Source organism: Corynebacterium confusum (assembly GCF_030408715.1).
Classification (GTDB): Bacteria; Actinomycetota; Actinomycetes; order Mycobacteriales; family Mycobacteriaceae; genus Corynebacterium; species Corynebacterium confusum.
On record NZ_CP047202.1, the window covers coordinates 878,510 to 895,390 of the forward strand.

Consider the following 16,881-nt stretch of genomic DNA (forward strand, 5'->3'; position numbering starts at 1 on the left):
AGCAGGCAAAGGGCATCCGGGCGGGGAGGAGCTCCGCGCGGTTGCCTATTGTGGAAAGCATGCATGACGTCGATCCGATCATCTCCACCCTCTATCAAGTCTTTGATCTGATCGGGGTGGTCCTCAACGGCATCATCGGCGGGACGATTGCCCGCAAACGGGAATTCGACATCGTCGGCTTCATTTTCCTCGCGTTGTTTTCGGCCCTGGCCGGCGGCATGATGCGCGACATGCTCATCGGGGCGGGCGCCGCCGCCGCTGTGTCCGACCCGGCCTACCTGGGGCTGGCCTGCGTGGGCGCGCTGGTGGCGTTCTTAACCGATCTCAAGGGCAAAATCTGGGAGATCTTCAAGGTCCACGGCGACGCCATCATCTTGGGCGTGTGGTCCACGACCGGGTGCGTTAAGGCGCTCTCCCACGGGATGCCGCTGATCGCCTGCGTGTTCATGGGCGTGCTGACCGCCGTGGGCGGGGGAATGATTCGCGACATCGCTTCGGGGCAGATTCCAGGCATCTTCGGCGGCAGCCCGCTCTATGCCGTGCCCGCCATTATTACGGGGGTGGTGATGGTGGGCTTTTCCATCTCCGGATTCCAGGCGCTCGGCATGTTGGTGGCGCCGCTGGTGGGCACGGGCCTGGCGGTGCTGGCCTACTGGCGCGGGTGGGTGTTGGCTCGCCCGGGGCGCGCGCCTGTGAAGTACACCGCGGAACACATGGCGCAGTTCGTGCGGCGCGCCGGAAACCGCTGGTGGGGGCAGCGCCGCAAGTAGTCGCGCGCTCGCGGCCGTGATAAATGGCCTGAAGCTGATAAAAATTATTCTGCAATTGTCGCTAAAGGGCTGAAAAAATCTTTGTCATTCGTGCAAAAAGGGCGGTCTTGTACGCGTTTAAACGGTACGACCGTATCGCTATAGCGCGATAAACCCGCTGGGTACACCGCATTTCTGAGTGTTTGATCACATTGCAGCCATTTTCTTGGATTTTGCAGCAAATTTATTTGCACAATCCTTGGGGGAGGGATAAAGTTACAACTAACACGAAAGGGAAATCGAGTGGCGGCCGTCACAAGGGTTCCAGATGGCAGTCCCACCCGGGTCCTGAAAGTGGCTCACATATCGCACTACTGGGAGAGACAACAATGTCCACAATCATCAACCCGCAGAACGCCGCCGGTTCAGAATCCGGCTCTGGCGATTCGCAGGCCGTCAACGCAAAGAACACGGCCACCCTTCTTGCCGACGAAAAGCCCACCGTCGATCCTCGCGGTTGGCACAAGACCGACACGGTCTGGATGCTGAGCCTGTTCGGTACCGCAATTGGTGCCGGCGTCCTCTTCCTCCCGATCAACGCCGGCCAGGGCGGCATCATCCCGCTCATCATCATGACGCTGGTTGCGTTCCCGATGACCTTCATGGCACACCGCGCGCTGACCCGCTTCATGCTCTCCAGCTCCAACCCGGACGCTGACCTGACTCAGGTGGTCGAGGAGCACTTCGGCCCGAAGGCCGGCATGGGCATGACCATCCTGTACTTCCTGTCGGTGTACCCGATTCTGCTGGTCTACTCGGTCACCATCGTCAACACCGTCTCCAGCTTCATGCAGCACCAGCTGGGCATTGAGCCTCCGTCACGCTGGCTCCTGTCCGCCATCCTGGTCGGCGGCCTTATCCTGATTGTCCGCATGGGCAACGACTTCGTGGTCAAGGCCATGTCCGTCCTGGTCTTCCCGTTCATTGCCATCCTGGTCCTGCTGTCCTTGTACCTCATTCCGAACTGGTCGGGCGCGCTGTTCAGCACCTTCGACATGAGCGAGGTTTCCCGCGTCTCCGGCAACGGCTTGGGCGTTACCCTGCTGCTGCTGGTCCCAGTTATGGTCTTCTCCTTCAACCACTCGCCGATTATCTCCTCCTTCGCCAAGGCAAAGCGCCAGGAGTACGGTGCAGCTGCCGATAAGAAGACCGGTCAGGTCCTGGCTGCCGCTGAGGCCCTCATGGTCGGCGTGGTTATGTTCTTCGTCTTCAGCTGCGCGCTGTCCCTGTCCCCGGAGAACGTGGTAGAGGCCAAGGAACAAAACATCACCATCCTGTCCTACCTGGCTAACCACTTCGATGACCCGATTATCGCTTGGGTCGCCCCGATTGTCGCCATCATCGCCGTCGCCAAGTCCTTTCTGGGGCACTACCTCGGTGCGGCCGAAGGCTTCGAAGGTATCGTCGTGAAGTCCTCCGGTGGCCACCTGCAGCGCAACAAGGCTCTGGAAACCGGCACCCTCATCTTCATGCTGGTCTCCTCCTGGCTGGTCGCTTGGGCTAACCCATCCATCCTGGGCATGATTGAAACCCTGTGTGGCCCGACGATTGCCATCCTGCTCTTCCTGATGCCGCAGTACGCCATCTACAAGATTGACGCCCTGAAGAAGTTCCGCGGACACTTCGGCAACTACTTCATCACCGTCATCGGCATCGTGGCCGTTGCCACCATCGTCTACAACATCATCCAGGTCTTCTAAGACCACTTCCTCCGCCCCCACTTCGGTAATCCCACTACGGGAATAGGAAAACTTCGGAAAGGTAATCCAGCCATGTTCGTCAGTATCTTTGAAATGTTCAAGATTGGTATCGGGCCCTCTAGCTCCCACACCCTGGGGCCAATGAAGGCCGGCCGCCAGTTCGTGGATGAACTCGAGCGCGCCGAAATCATCGACCGGGTCGACCGCATCCACGCCGAGGTCTACGGCTCCCTGTCCCTGACGGGCAAGGGCCACGCCACCGACGACGCCATCATCATGGGCGTGGCTGGCAACGAGCCCGAGACCGTTGACATCGACGAGATGCCGGTCTTCCTCTCCAAGGTTCGTGCCACGAACAAGCTGGAAATCGGCTCGGCCCAGCGCATGGTCGACTTCGACGACATCGTCTTCCGCTCCGACTTCCACCCGGCACACGAGAACACCATGTCTCTGACCGCCTACAACGGCGACGAGGTCATCATGGAGAAGTTCTACTGTTCCATCGGTGGTGGCTTCATCGTCGAGGCTGAGGAAGTCGGCGGCGCCTGCGCCCCGCACCAGCCGGTACCGTACGCTTACCCGACCGCCGCGGCTCTGCTCGACCTGTGCCGTCGCCACGACCTGTCCATCCCGGAGCTGGCTATGGCCAACGAGATTGAAGCCCACGGCGAAGAGGCAGTGCGCGAGCACATGGCCAAGGTCTGGGACGTCATGAAGGAAGGCATCCAGCGTGGTATCACCACTGAGGGCACCCTGCCGGGCAAGCTCCACGTTCCCCGCCGCGCAGCGGTCCTGTACAAGCGCCTGACGGAGAAGCCGAACGGCGGCAACGACCCGCTCAGCGCCATGAGCTGGCTCAACGTCTACGGTTTGGCCGTCAACGAAGTCAACGCCTCCGGTGGCCGCGTGGTTACCGCCCCGACCAATGGTGCCTGCGGCATCGTCCCGGCCGTGCTGGCTTACTACGACAAGTTCGTCGCCCCGGTCGACGAGGACACCTACCGCGATTACTTCCTGACCTGCACCCAGGTGGGCGCCCTGTTCAAGATGAACGCCTCCATCTCCGGCGCTGAGGTTGGTTGCCAGGGCGAGGTCGGCGTGGCCTGCTCGATGGCTGCTGCAGGTCTGGCACAGCTGATGGGGGGCACTCCGGAGCAGGTGTGTGCCGCTGCCGAAATCGGCATGGAGCACAACCTGGGCCTGACCTGCGACCCGGTCTGCGGCCAGGTGCAGGTGCCCTGCATCGAGCGCAACGCGGTCGGCGCCGTCAAGGCCGTCAACGCGGCCCGTATGGCCCTGGAGCGCGAGTCCGACCCGACCGTGTCCCTGGATAACGTCATCGAGACCATGTACCAGACCGGTAAGGACATGAACTCCAAGTACCGGGAGACCTCTGAGGGTGGTCTGGCCACCGTTCTCTTCCCCCGACTGCTGCCTTGCAGCTAAACTTACGGTAATCGTAAGAAAAATCACAGCAAAATATTGAACAACTACCAGAGATAAGGAACGCGGACATGCACACGGCATTGAAAGACCTCATCACCTCCGCACCGGTGAAAGACACGGCCGACCTGCATGCCCGCTACGTTCCCCTGGTTGAGTTCATGGGCCAAGCGATGGGCCCCAACTGTGAGGTTGTCCTGCACGACCTGACCGTGCCGGATGAGTCCATCATCGCCATCGTTAACAGCCACATCAGTGGCCGAAAGGTCGGCGGCCCGGTTACGGACTTCGCCCTGTGGTTCATGAAGCAAGGCTCCCACGACTCCATCCCGTTCGTGGCGGGCTACCGCTCAGTGAACGCCGTCGGCCGAATCTGCCGTTCGTCCAGCTACTTCATCCGGGATGAGTCCAATGAACTCATCGGTATGGTTTGCGTGAACGTCGACATTACCGAGCTCGTCAATGTGCAGCGCCTTGCCGGCAGCCTCATTGGGGAATCCCGGGACAGTGCTGCCGAGGGGGCTCCCATGCCAACCACGGCCGAGGCCAAGCGCCGGGCGGTTGAGCTCGCGCAAGCCACGAGCGCGGCTGCCGTCTCCAACGCAACCAACACCGGTTCGGATGAGGCAGAGCAAGAAAACCACCACTCCCTGGAAAGCTTGCGGACCAACCTGGAATCCCTGCTGGAATCCATGCTGGATACTGCACTAGAAAAGCAAGGCGCTGCGCCAAACCAGATGCGTCGAGACGAGCGTCTGGAGGTCGTTGCGGACCTTGAAGAAGCAGGCTTCTTCCTGCTCAAAGGCGGAATCGCCGCAGCCGCGGAGCGTCTGGAAGTCTCCGAGCCCACCGTGTACCGCGACCTCGTGAAGGTCCGGAGCTAACGCAGCTCGGAGCTGCGATATGGAAGCGTCCCCGCAGGTGACCTGATGGTTACTTGCGGGGCGTTTTAAGCGATCTAGTAGGTCATTAGACCTCGCCGCCTAGGTAGACGGGCACGCCGTGCTTGCGCATCGCGAGCTCGCAGGCGCGCTGTTCCCAGCCTAGGCTGCGCCCGTCGAGCTGCTGTTCTGACTCGGTGCTCGGATAGATAACGATCGTCTCCTGGTTGTGTAGCTCGTTGAGCTTGGCCGCGTCCACGTCCATGCGGGACATCAGGGCGCGCACGTCTTCGCGGATCCCCGTCGGGATGGGCATGGCACCGGAGATCCAGCGCGCATAGGTGCGCGGGGCGACGCTTAGAGCGTGGGCCATGCTGGCATTGTCCAAACCCAGCAGGTGCTGGGAGGCCTTGAGCTCGCCGCGGGTGATGGAGACGGATGTCTCGGTAACCTCGTACTTAGCATCCGGCACATTCCACACGTGGATGGCCAATTCACGCAGGGTATCCGAGTTCAGTGGACGCGGGTCGGCTATCTCTGCGACCTCGTCCGCGTCCAATTCGGATTCATCGAGAGGGGAGACCGCGTGGACCTGGTCTAGCCAGCCGTCCAGGTTGGTGCCCTGGTCTAAGGCCTCGTCGATGAGCTTCTTGCGCACTTCTTGGAAGGTTTCGCCCCAGACCTCCAAGTCGTAGTCGAACTGGGCTGCGCTGATGATGTAGGTCATGTGTTAACTCCTGGGGCAAAGATGAGGGGAGTGGTGGTGACGTGTTCGGTGAAGACACTTGTCTTGCGCATTTCGGACTCTCTTCCGTGGTCGATGGCCGGGACCTTTTCCCTTGCCGTCTGGTTTCGAGCTTATGCGTCGGCCAGATCCTTGTCTAGTACAGACGCCGGGAGTGCGAGCGTATACGGTTAAAGCTCAGTAATGCGCGTAGTGGCCGCCGATCGGGCACGGCAATCGTCAGAAGGTGACGACATGTTGACGACATAAGACCCGTAGAACCGCGCTAGAGCCCCCGGGCGGTCTAGTGGTGATATGAAAAATCCGCCCTACCAGTGGAAACTGGTTAGGGCGGGTAAATGAAAAGCTTCCCCACCAGGACTCGAACCTAGAATGACGGTACCAAAAACCGTAGTGTTGCCGATTACACCATGGGGAATCACGACGCTTCATTGATGAGGCGTTGTGCCCTAACAGACTACCTTACGGGCCGGGGATCGGAATAATCGGGTTGTGGCGCTGTAGCGAGGTCGGGCAATGGTGTTGTGGGGATTGGTGCGTGCTGGGGTGCTGGGCGGGTGACGGGCCCGGTGGTGCCTGCAGGGGGCATCGGCGGCTAGGCTTTAAGGCATGGTGAAACGACGCATGACGGGCCGCCAGCGGCGCGAACAGCTGCTGGCAGTGGGCCGGGCGGCCTTCGCGGAGCTAGGTTTCGACGGGGCCAGTGTCGAGGAGATTGCGGCGCGGGCTGGGGTCTCGAAGCCGGTGGTCTACGAGCACTTCGGGGGCAAGGAAGGCCTCTACGCCGTCGTTGTGGATCGGGAGATGGTGGCGCTAGAGGGCGTTATTACGGAAGCGATCGACCACGGCAGCTGGCGGGAGCGCATTGAACAGGCCACGCTGGCGCTGTTGACCTACGTGGAGGAGGAAACCGACGGTTTCGTGATCCTGGTGCGCGACTCCAAGCCGGGCACGGAGCGCTCCTATGGGACGCTGCTGAACACGACGGTCGGCCAGGTCAGCTATATACTGGGCCGGGCTTTTGCCCGCCGGGGTCTGGACGAGGAATTGGCTACGCTCTACGGGCAGGCGCTGGTTGGGATGGTTTCCACCACGGCACTATGGTGGCTGGATGTACGCCAGCCGGACAAAGAGGTCGTGGCCGCGCATATTGTTAATTTGTGTTGGAATGGGCTCTCCGGCATGCAAGCCCAGCCGAAGCTCGTCGCGCCGCCGGCTGGTGGCGCGGGGCAGACACAGGAAGAGGAGAATTAATGACGGCAATGCTGGCCGGCCTGCTCAAGGTCGCTGCCTCCGATCCGAAGCTTAAAGGCCTGGCCACCCAGGTGGGGGAGCGCGCTCTGCACATCACCGGCATTGACCAGGCTCGTACCTGGGCGATTGGCACGCTGGCCAACCAGGCGCCGGTGATGGTGGTCACCGCGACCGGCCGTGAAGCAGAGGATCTCAGCGCCGAACTGGCCGCCATGCTGGGCGATGCCGTGGCCTATTTCCCCGCCTGGGAGACCCTGCCGCACGAGCGTTTGAGCCCCGGGGTGGACATCATCGGCCGCCGCGCGCAGGTCCTCGACCGGCTGGCACGCGGCGACGTGCGCGTGGTGGTCACCGCGGCGCGCGGTTTTAGCCAGCCGATCCTCAAGGAGGTGGAAGGCCGCGCGCCGATCCACCTCGCGGAGGAGGAAGAACACGACCTCACCGCGATCGTGGAGGCCCTGGACTTTAAGGCCTATCGCCACGTGGACATGGTCGCCCGGAAGGGCGAATACGCCATCCGCGGCGGGATCCTGGACGTCTACCCGACGACGCTGGACTACCCGGTGCGCGTGGAATTCTGGGGCGACGAGATTACCGATATCCGGCAGTTTTCCGTGGCCGATCAGCGCACTATCCCCGAGATCGAGGTCGGCGCCGTCGACGTCTATCCTGCCCGCGAGCTGCCCGTTACGGACGCGGTCGCGCAGCGGGCCGGGGAGTTGGCCCAGAAGCACTCGGGCAACCCCGCCCTGGTGGAGCTGCTGACCAAGCTGGGCGAGAAGATCCCCGCCGACGGCATGGAGGCGCTGCTGCCGGCGTTAAGCGATGCTCCGATGGTCACGCTGACGGATTTCCTGGACGCGGGCGCCCACGTGGTCCTGGTGGCGCCGGAGAAGATCCGCACGCGCATCTCGGACCTGGTCGACACGGATGCGGAGTTCATGGCCGCCGGCTGGGAGGCCGCCGCCATGGGCGCGGACGGCCCGCTGGCCTCGGAAGGCCTCGACCTGTCGGCGGCCAGCTTCCGCGACTACGACGAGCTCTCGGACCTGGTCACCGACTCCGGGCGCCCGCTGTGGACCTTCGCCCCGCCCGGCATGTTCGCCGCCGACGAGGCGCAGACCCTGCCGCTCGAGTTCGAGCCGGGGCCCACCCCGCGCGGGGATCTCAAGGCCATCGATCAGATGATGGCCGAGCTGCTCGCCCACACCCAGGCCGGCGGCCGGGCGGCTTTCATCGCGCCCGCCCACGGCGCCATCAAGCGCATGGTGGATCGCTTTGCCGAGAAGGGGATCCCCACCGAGGTCGCCACCCCGGGCTGGGAGCCCGGCCCCGGTAAGGTCACCTTGTACCAGGCGCTCAGCCACGCCGGGCTGGTCTTTCCCAAGGTGCGCAAGCTCAAGGACGCGGAGGCCCTGCCGCTGGTCGTCATTACGGAGACCGACCTGACCGGTAACCGTGTGGGCGATATCGCCGGCGCCAAACGCCGCCCGGCTAAGCGTCGCAACAAGGTCGATCCCCTGGCCCTGAAGAAGGGCGATTTCGTTGTGCACGAAACCCACGGCATCGGCCGCTTCCTGAAGATGGCCGAGCGCACCATCAAGGCCGGGGATGAGACCTCGCGGCGCGAGTACATCGTGCTGGAATACGCCGCCTCCAAGCGCGGCCAGCCGGCGGACCAGCTGTGGGTGCCCATGGACTCGCTGGACCTGCTGAGCAAGTACACCGGTGGCGAGGCCCCGAAGCTGTCCAAGATGGGCGGCTCGGACTGGAAGAACACCAAGAAGAAGGCCCGGGCCGCCGTGCGCGAAATCGCCGGCGAGCTGGTGGAACTCTACGCCAAGCGCCAGGCCGCGCCCGGGCACGCCTTCGCGGAGGACTCACCCTGGCAGCAGGAGATGGAAGACAACTTCCCCTTCGTGGAGACCGAGGACCAGATGCTGGCCATCGACGCGGTCAAGCACGACATGGAATCCTCCGTGCCGATGGATCGCGTCGTGGTAGGTGATGTCGGCTACGGCAAGACCGAGGTCGCCGTGCGCGCGGCCTTCAAGGCCGTCCAAGACGACAAACAGGTCGCCGTCCTCGTGCCTACCACGCTGCTGGCCCAGCAGCACTACAACACTTTCGCCGAGCGCATGGCGGGCTTCCCGCTGGAGGTTCGGGTGTTGTCCCGCTTTACCACCCAGAAGGAGGCCAAGGAGATCATCTCCGGCTTGGCGGATGGCACGGTCGACATCGTCATCGGCACCCACCGCCTGCTGCAGACCGGTGTGTACTGGAAGCAGCTGGGGCTCATCATCGTGGACGAGGAGCAGCGTTTCGGCGTCGAGCACAAGGAGCACATCAAGGCGCTCAAGGCCTCGGTCGACGTGCTGACGATGTCCGCTACGCCTATCCCGCGCACCCTGGAGATGTCCATGGCCGGCATCCGCGAGATGTCCACCATCCTCACCCCGCCGGAAGACCGGCACCCGGTGCTGACCTACGTCGGCGCCTACGAGGACAAGCAGGTCGCGGCCGCCATCCGGCGCGAGCTGCTGCGCGACGGCCAGACCTTCTTCATCCACAACAAGGTCGCCGACATCGAGAAGAAGGCGCGCGAAATCCGGGAGCTCGTGCCGGAGGCGCGCGTGGTGGTCGCCCACGGGCAGATGCCCGAGGAGGTCCTGGAAAAGACCGTGCAGGGCTTCTGGGACCGCGAATACGACGTGCTGGTGTGTACCACCATCGTGGAGACCGGCTTGGACATCGCCAACGCCAACACCCTGATCGTCGAAAACGCCCACCACATGGGTCTGTCCCAGTTGCACCAGCTGCGCGGCCGCGTGGGGCGCTCCCGCGAACGCGGTTACGCCTACTTCCTCTACCCGAAGGGCGCCACGCTCAGCGAGACCAGCTACGACCGCCTGGCCACCATCGCCCAGAACAACGACCTGGGCGCCGGCATGGCCGTGGCGATGAAGGACCTGGAGATGCGCGGCGCCGGCAACGTGCTAGGTGCCCAGCAGTCCGGGCACATCGCCGGCGTCGGCTTCGACCTCTACGTGCGCCTGGTGGGCGAGGCAGTGGAGACCTTCAAGGCCCTGGCCAAGGGCGAGACCCCGCAGGTTACCGACGAGGCCCCGAAGGAAATCCGTATCGATCTGCCGGTGGACGCCCACATCCCGGAGCGCTACATCAACTCCGAGCGCCTGCGCCTGGAGGTATACCGCAAGCTGGCGGCCTCCCAGGACGACAAGGACCTGCGGGCCGTGCGCGAGGAGATGGAGGACCGCTTCGGCCCCGTGCCCACCGAGGTCCTGCGCCTGCTGGCCGTGGCGCGGCTGCGCCACCAGGCGCGCCGGGCGGGTATCTCCGACGTCACGGTGCAGGGCACCCGCCTGAAGTTCCATCCAGTCGAGCTGCCCGATTCCAAGCAAGTGCGCCTCAAGCGCCTGTACCCGGGGTCGAATTACCGGGCCGCGGCCCAGGCATTGCAGGTGCCTTTCCCGAAGGCGGGCCGGAACGTCACCTCCCCGCAGCTGCGCGATACGGAGCTGGTGCAGTGGGTGGCCGATTTCATCTCCGCCATGTTCGAAGTGGACAAGATCGACGTCACCGGCGACGATCCGGGCAATCCCACGCCGAAGGACAAGAAGAACGTTATTTCGGTGGGGCAGTAGCCGCCGATAGCTGAGAACAGAGGGCTTCCGACTCACGACTTCCCCGTCAGACAATTTAGCTTGGCAGGGGTAAGTTTCTCTCTTAATGAAAATTGGCACCATGACCTGCGGATGTCATAAATCACTTTAAGGCGTTAACAGTGTTATCGGGCATAACATTGGGTAAAATTGGCCTAGGCCCTGGTTCGCCTCGGCAACTACCTGGACGGGTCTGCGCCGCGTCGTGTTAATGCTGTTCTTTGCAGGTTTCGCACGTGGGGTAAGGCCCTAGCGTGGTCCCTTCGCCACTTCTACGCTGCTGGTTACGGCACTTTCGCCAGTAGGTGTTACTCCCATCGAAGAAGCCACGGGTGACTTGTTCAAGTGGTCCGCCTGGGGCAGTGAGCAACGTAGAAAGGAACCAACCGCCATGTCTGATCAATTCCGCGCCGCGGTCGTCGAAGAATTCGGCCCCCGGCTCAACCTCGAGGACATTGACCTGCCGGAGCCCGGCCGCAACCAGGCCCTGGTCAAGAACATCGCTTCCGGCATCTGCCACACCGACGTCCACGCCGCCGGCGGGGACTGGCCCGTCAAGCCGGAACCGCCCTTCGTGCCCGGCCACGAGGGCGTCGGCGAGGTCATCAAGCTGGGGCCGGGCGAGCACGACGTCGAGGTAGGTGACATCGTGGGCAATGTTTGGCTCTGGTCCGCGTGTGGCACCTGCGAATACTGCCGCACCGGCCGAGAGACCCTGTGCAACGAGGCCGAATACGGCGGCTACACCGTCGACGGCTCCTTCGGCCAGTACATGCTGGTTGATACCCGCTACTGCGCGCGTATCCCCGAAGGCTCCGACCCCATTGAGGTGGCCCCCATCCTGTGTGCCGGCGTGACGGTCTACAAGGGCCTCAAGGAAGCAGAGACCAAGCCGGGCCAGTTCATGGTGATTTCCGGCATCGGCGGCCTCGGCCACGTGGCCGTCCAGTACGCCGTGGCCATGGGCATGCGCGTTATCGCCGTGGATATCGCCGACGACAAGCTGGAGCTGGCTAAGAAGCACGGCGCCGAGTTCGTCGTCAACGCCAAGGACCAGGATCCGGCCCAGGCCGTGGAAGAATACACTAAGGGCGGCGCCCACGGTGTGCTGGTGACCGCGGTCCACCCGCAGGCCTTCGGCCAGGCCATTGGTATGGCGCGCAAGGGCGGCACCATCGTCTTCAACGGTCTGCCCCCGGGAGACTTCCCGGCGCCTATCTTCGACATCGTCTTCAAGGGTCTGACCATCCGCGGCTCCTTGGTCGGTACGCGCCAGGACCTGGAAGAGGCGCTGGACTTCTACGCCCGCGGCAAGATCAAGCCCACCGCCACCGAGGTCAAGCTGGACGACGTCAACGACGTCTTCGACGGCCTCATCAACGGTGGCGTGGACGGCCGCCGCGTCATCCGCTACTAGCCGCGTCCCCGAGCGCTAGCTGCTAGCTAGCCCGCGAAATCACAACGAAAAAGCCCGGTTGTTGCATTGAGAGCAACCGGGCTTTGCCGCGTGCCTGGGCCGTGTGGTCTTTAAAGTGGCGCTGTTAGCTGAGGCTGAGTGAGCCGGTACTCAGTCCCCAGATGGCAATGGCGGCGCCGATGGTCACGACGACGACCACGCCCCACTCGAAGGCGTTGAAGACGCGCTCGCGCTTGTACAGGCGGGTGCCGACGTAGGGGATCATGCCCGGGATAACCGCCAGGGCTCCTAAGAGCACGTAGACGGGATCGGCGGCGTAGATGAGCCAGACCGAGTAGATGAAGGCGACCAGCGCGATGGCGAAGTGGCGGCGGTTGTCCCGGCGGCTGACCTCGGGCCCGGAGATATCGAAACGAACCCCGGCGTGCGGGTGGTTCAGGCCCTTGCCGCGCACCGTGAGCAGGAGCAGGTAGAAGGCGGAGAAGATATAGGGCAACAGGTACATGATGGTCGCCAGCTGCACCATGGCGTTGTAGGAGGTCTCATTCAGGTAGAAGATGATGATGAAGACTTGGATGACCGAGGTGGAAATCAGCTGCGCGACCCACGGGGCGCCGGCCACGTTGACGGTGCCGATGCGGCGGGGGATGAGGCTATCGATAGCCATCATCACGATGGGCTCAGCGCACAGCATCTGCCAGGAAACGTAGGCGCCCAGCACGGACAGGCACAGACCCAGGGAGATGAGCGCACCGCCCCACGGGCCGACCACGGCGCTAAGAACCGAGGCCATGGAGTTGTCCGGTAGTGCGGCGAGCTCTTCCTGGCTCAGGACGCCGAAAGATAGCATGGATACGGACACCAGCAGCGCGAGGACGGAGAAGAAACCGACGACCGTCGCGCGGCCGACGTCGCCGCGGGTGCGGGCCTGCTTGGAGTAGACGGACGCGCCCTCCACGCCGATGAAGACCCAGACGGTAAAGAGCATGATGCCCTGGACCTGCTCGAACAGGCTGGCTTCGGAGGCCCGACCCCAGAAGTCGAAGGTGAACCTGTCCAAGCTGAACCCGAGGAAGGCGACTAAGACGATGAAGGCCAGGATGGGGACCAGCTTGGCTACGGTGGTCACCAGGTTCATGAAGGCAGCCTGCTGGATGCCGCGGGCTAGCACGGCGAAAATCAGCCATGTCATGGCCGAAACGGCCAGGGCGGAGGTCCATTGGTGATCCGCGTTGAAGAACGGAATGTAGTGGCCGACGGTGTTGAAGAAGAGGGTGGCGTAGCCGACCTGCGCCATGACAGAGCCGAGCCAGTAGCCCCAGCCGGAGGTGAAGCCGATGAAATCACCCAGGCCGGCGCGCACGTAGGAATACACCCCGGAGTCGAGGTGGGGCTTGCGGTGTGCCAGGATTTGGAAGACGAAGGCGACTGACAGCATGCCCACGCCGGCGATGAGCCAGCCGATGAGCATGGCGCCTGGGCCGGCCACGGAGGCGATGTTTTGCGGCAGGGAGAAGATGCCCGCGCCCACCGTGGAGCCGATAATGAGCGCTACCAGCGTCCATAGCGTCACGGAGTGGGAGCGGCCCGTCGCTGCCACCACCGGGGAATCTTGATTAGTCACCCGTTAAAACTATCGTGTATACCGCCTGCAAGGGAATTCAGCGAAGACGCCCCCCTATACTCGGGGTCTATGACTGTCCTGCTGCTCGATGAACGTTGGCCCACCCTGATCCCCATGCAGGCGCACGGCCGGCTTGCCGGCCCGGTGTCTTTCACCAGCGAAGTTCCCGTGAAGGTGCGGTGGAATTTCTCCGACCTGGTCACCGGGGAAACGCCCGAGGGCCTGCTGGTGACCACCGACGACAACGACCCGGAGGCCCGACGCCGGATTGCGGCGGGCGAGGCGGTCATCGAGGCGGAGTCGCGGCAGGACCCGGTCGGCCAGGCGCAGCGCGTGATGACCCGGGCGTTGCACATCGGGGAATGGGAGCGGGCGCAAACGCACACCAGCCTGCTGTCGTACCTGGAGGAAGAATCCACCGAATTCGCCGAGGCGGTGCGCTCCGGCGCCGCGGAAGGAGAGCTCTGCACCGAGCTTGGCGACGTCTTCCTACAGGTGCTCTTCCACGCCGAAATCGCCAGCCGCCGGGGTGCTTTCGAGTTCGCGGACGTGGCGGCCAGCTTTGTCACCAAGATGCGGCTGCGCAGCCCCTACCTCTTCGATGGCACGCGCACGGTCGTACCCAGCGAAGAGCAGGAGCGCCTCTGGCAGAAGGGCAAGGCCCGCAGCCGCCGTTCTTAGCTGCTTAGGCGCCCTGGCGCAGGGTAGAAGACAGCAGTGGGAGGTAGTCGCCCAGCTGGATGGGCGAGAGCGTCTGACCGTTGGGGTTGAGCTCACGCAGGTTTCGGCTGTTGGCCGGTTAAAGCCCGTAGAGAGCCCAGATAGAACTTCGCCGAGAAGTTGTGGCAGAAGTTAAAAGAGTGACAAATATTGCAAACTAGTGACCGTTTTCGCCGCGGGAAACCCTCTCATGTCGCGGTTCGCCCCGGGCAATACCGGGCCGGTAGGATATGACCCCGTGACTCAACGGACGGGCAAGACGGCACGAAGGGGATGCGGCTGCGCCGCGGTCCTCGCCATCGTGCTGGTCGTCGCGCTGGTTGGCTGGTCGCTGTCCTTTCTGGGCGCGCCGTCGCCCGTGCGGAAGCTCGATCCCGTGCCGGAAAACGTCCCGCCGGAAGCCCCGGCAGAGGTCGCCGAGATCAACGTCCACGCGCCGGGCCGTACCGCCGACAAGCTGACTTACTGGGCCCAAGACCTGTCCGAGCAGACCGGGATCCCGGCGCAAGCGCTGCGCGCCTACGGCAACGCGGAGCTCATCGCCCGAGATTCCTGGCCGGGCTGCAACCTGCGTTGGAACACCCTGGCCGGCATCGGCTACGTGGAGACCCGGCACGGGACCTACTCGGGCAACTGGTTCAAACCCTCCTCGCTGGATGACAACGGCTACCCGCAGCCACCCATCGTCGGCATCAGCCTGGACGGGACCAACAACACGGCGGAGATCCCGGACACGGACAATGGCGAGTTCGACGGGGATACCGAGTACGACCGGGCCGTAGGCCCCATGCAGTTCATCCCCGAGTCCTGGAAGCGCGTCGGGGTGGACGCCAACGGGGACGGGCACCCGGACCCGAACCAGATCGACGACGCCGCGGCCGGCGCGGCGAAACTGTTGTGCTTGGACGGACGTGACCTGTCGCACGAGCAAGGGTGGGTTGACGGCGTGTTCGCCTACAACCAATCCGGGGAATACGTGCGGAAAGTTGCCGCTGCAGCCAATTCTTATGCCGTCGGCCAACCGGCCACCAGCTAGGGCGGGCGCCCGGCTTGGCGGATATGGCCACGCTGCGGGCAAGTTTTCGGTAAAAATGGAAGCTAGGTAGGCGCCCCATGTTTTGGGGCGCGCCCACATCTAACCTCTAGAGGAGTGAATTTCAAGAATGGCCGATATCCTGCACGTATTCGCACGCGAAATCCTGGATTCCCGCGGCAACCCGACCGTGGAGGCGGAAGTTTTCCTGGATGACGGTGCCCACGGACTTGCCGGTGTTCCGTCCGGTGCTTCCACCGGTGTCCACGAGGCCCACGAGCTGCGCGACGGCGACGACCGTTACCTAGGCAAGGGCGTGACCAAGGCGGTCGAGAACGTCAACGAGGAGATCGCTGATGAGCTGGCCGGCTTCGTGGCTGATGACCAGCGCCTGATCGACCAGGCCATGATTGACTTGGACGGCACGGAGAACAAGTCCCGCCTAGGCGCGAACGCCATCCTGGGCGTATCCATCGCCGCCGCCAAGGCTGCCGCCGAGTCCGCTGCGCTGCCGCTGTACCGCTACGTCGGCGGCCCGAACGCGCACATCCTGCCGGTGCCGATGATGAACATCCTCAACGGCGGCGCCCACGCTGACTCCGGCGTGGACGTCCAGGAATTCATGATCGCCCCGCTGGGCTTCGACTCCTTCGCCGAGGCCCTGCGCGGCGGCGCTGAGGTCTACCACGCCCTCAAGGCCGTCCTGAAGGACAAGGGCCTTTCCACCGGCCTGGGCGACGAGGGCGGCTTCGCCCCGTCCGTCGGTTCCACCAAGGAAGCCCTCGACGTCATCGTCGAGGCCATCAAAAAGGCCGGCTTCACCCCGGGCAAGGACATCGCCCTGGCCCTCGACGTTGCCTCCTCCGAGTTCTACCAGGACGGCAAGTACCACTTCGAGGGCGGCGAGCACACCGCGGAGGAGATGTCCAAGGTCTACGAGGAGCTCATCGATGCATACCCGATCGTCTCCATCGAGGATCCGCTGCAGGAAGACGATTGGGAGGGCTACACCGCCCTGACCGCCGCCATCGGCGACAAGGTCCAGATCGTGGGCGACGACTTCTTCGTCACCAACCCGACCCGCCTGCAGGAGGGTATCGACAAGAAGGCCGCGAACGCCCTGCTGGTCAAGGTCAACCAGATCGGTACCCTGACCGAGACCTTCGACGCCGTGGACCTGGCCCACCGCAACGGCTACCGCACCATGATGTCCCACCGCTCCGGCGAGACCGAGGACACCACCATCGCCGACCTGGCCGTCGCCTTGGGCTGCGGCCAGATCAAGACCGGCGCCCCGGCCCGTTCCGAGCGCGTGGCGAAGTACAACCAGCTGCTGCGCATTGAGCAGGAGCTCGGCGAGGCCGCCGTCTACGCCGGCCGCTCCGCCTTCCCGCGCTTCAACGGCTAAGCGCACTTACAACTAGAATTTCAGCCCCGGGTCTGAACTGCTCCCCATTAGTTGGACTGAGAAATCAGTTGCCAACAACTAGTGGGGAGCATTTTCTTTGAGAGCAGGTAGTTCGCTGAGTGAAGTTCAGCGTGAGCAGTTAGTGGAGCTTTTCGAGCAGGGAA

12 protein-coding genes are annotated in these 16,881 nt (G+C 63.6%); 10 read left to right on the top strand and 2 right to left on the bottom strand.

Annotation, left to right across the window (positions count from 1 at the left end; translation table 11 throughout):
* The first annotated feature begins 59 nt into the window (after positions 1-59).
* From CCONF_RS04175 to CCONF_RS04190, 4 genes are all read left to right on the top strand, one after another.
* Entirely contained in the window at positions 60-770 is a 711-nt protein-coding gene (locus tag CCONF_RS04175; protein ID WP_290225541.1) for a trimeric intracellular cation channel family protein, read from the top strand.
* Between the two features lie 368 nt (positions 771-1,138).
* Positions 1,139-2,509, top strand: a complete 1,371-nt coding sequence (locus CCONF_RS04180) for an SLC5/6 family protein (RefSeq protein WP_290225543.1) — start codon at positions 1,139-1,141, stop codon at positions 2,507-2,509.
* A gap of 72 nt (positions 2,510-2,581) precedes the next feature.
* Positions 2,582-3,955, top strand: a complete 1,374-nt coding sequence (locus CCONF_RS04185; RefSeq protein WP_290225547.1) for an L-serine ammonia-lyase — start codon at positions 2,582-2,584, stop codon at positions 3,953-3,955.
* A gap of 68 nt (positions 3,956-4,023) precedes the next feature.
* Positions 4,024-4,836: a helix-turn-helix transcriptional regulator gene (locus CCONF_RS04190; RefSeq protein WP_290225550.1), complete on the top strand. Its 813-nt coding sequence runs from the start codon at positions 4,024-4,026 to the stop codon at positions 4,834-4,836.
* 85 nt (positions 4,837-4,921) lie between these two features.
* On the opposite strand, the gene CCONF_RS04195 is transcribed toward CCONF_RS04190, so the two are convergent.
* On the bottom strand, positions 4,922-5,560 hold the full coding sequence (locus CCONF_RS04195; RefSeq protein WP_290225552.1) for a hypothetical protein: 639 nt from the start codon (positions 5,558-5,560) through the stop codon (positions 4,922-4,924).
* 627 nt (positions 5,561-6,187) lie between these two features.
* Here CCONF_RS04195 and CCONF_RS04200 point away from each other — a divergent pair.
* The 3 genes from CCONF_RS04200 (at position 6,188) to adhP (ending at position 11,932) form a co-directional block, all read left to right on the top strand.
* Positions 6,188-6,832 (top strand): TetR/AcrR family transcriptional regulator, encoded by a 645-nt coding sequence (locus tag CCONF_RS04200; RefSeq protein ID WP_290225555.1) that lies wholly within the window; start codon positions 6,188-6,190, stop codon positions 6,830-6,832.
* Between the two features lie 8 nt (positions 6,833-6,840).
* Positions 6,841-10,497 carry a transcription-repair coupling factor gene (gene mfd / locus CCONF_RS04205; RefSeq protein WP_290226243.1) on the top strand — a complete coding sequence of 1,219 codons (3,657 nt, stop codon included), beginning with the start codon at positions 6,841-6,843 and terminating at the stop codon, positions 10,495-10,497.
* Between the two features lie 409 nt (positions 10,498-10,906).
* Positions 10,907-11,932: an alcohol dehydrogenase AdhP gene (gene adhP / locus CCONF_RS04210; protein WP_290225557.1), complete on the top strand. Its 1,026-nt coding sequence runs from the start codon at positions 10,907-10,909 to the stop codon at positions 11,930-11,932.
* A gap of 124 nt (positions 11,933-12,056) precedes the next feature.
* On the opposite strand, the gene CCONF_RS04215 is transcribed toward adhP, so the two are convergent.
* Positions 12,057-13,556 carry an amino acid permease gene (locus CCONF_RS04215; RefSeq protein ID WP_435384089.1) on the bottom strand — a complete coding sequence of 500 codons (1,500 nt, stop codon included), beginning with the start codon at positions 13,554-13,556 and terminating at the stop codon, positions 12,057-12,059.
* Between the two features lie 69 nt (positions 13,557-13,625).
* Here CCONF_RS04215 and CCONF_RS04220 point away from each other — a divergent pair, with 69 nt between their 5' ends.
* The 3 genes from CCONF_RS04220 (at position 13,626) to eno (ending at position 16,717) form a co-directional block, all read left to right on the top strand.
* Complete coding sequence (locus CCONF_RS04220) at positions 13,626-14,237, top strand: MazG nucleotide pyrophosphohydrolase domain-containing protein (protein WP_290225560.1); 612 nt, start codon at positions 13,626-13,628, stop codon at positions 14,235-14,237.
* A gap of 277 nt (positions 14,238-14,514) precedes the next feature.
* Complete coding sequence (locus CCONF_RS04225; protein WP_290225562.1) at positions 14,515-15,312, top strand: lytic transglycosylase domain-containing protein; 798 nt, start codon at positions 14,515-14,517, stop codon at positions 15,310-15,312.
* A 127-nt stretch (positions 15,313-15,439) separates the two neighbouring features.
* Positions 15,440-16,717, top strand: a complete 1,278-nt coding sequence (gene eno / locus CCONF_RS04230; RefSeq protein ID WP_290225564.1) for a phosphopyruvate hydratase — start codon at positions 15,440-15,442, stop codon at positions 16,715-16,717.
* The last annotated feature ends 164 nt before the right edge of the window (positions 16,718-16,881 follow it).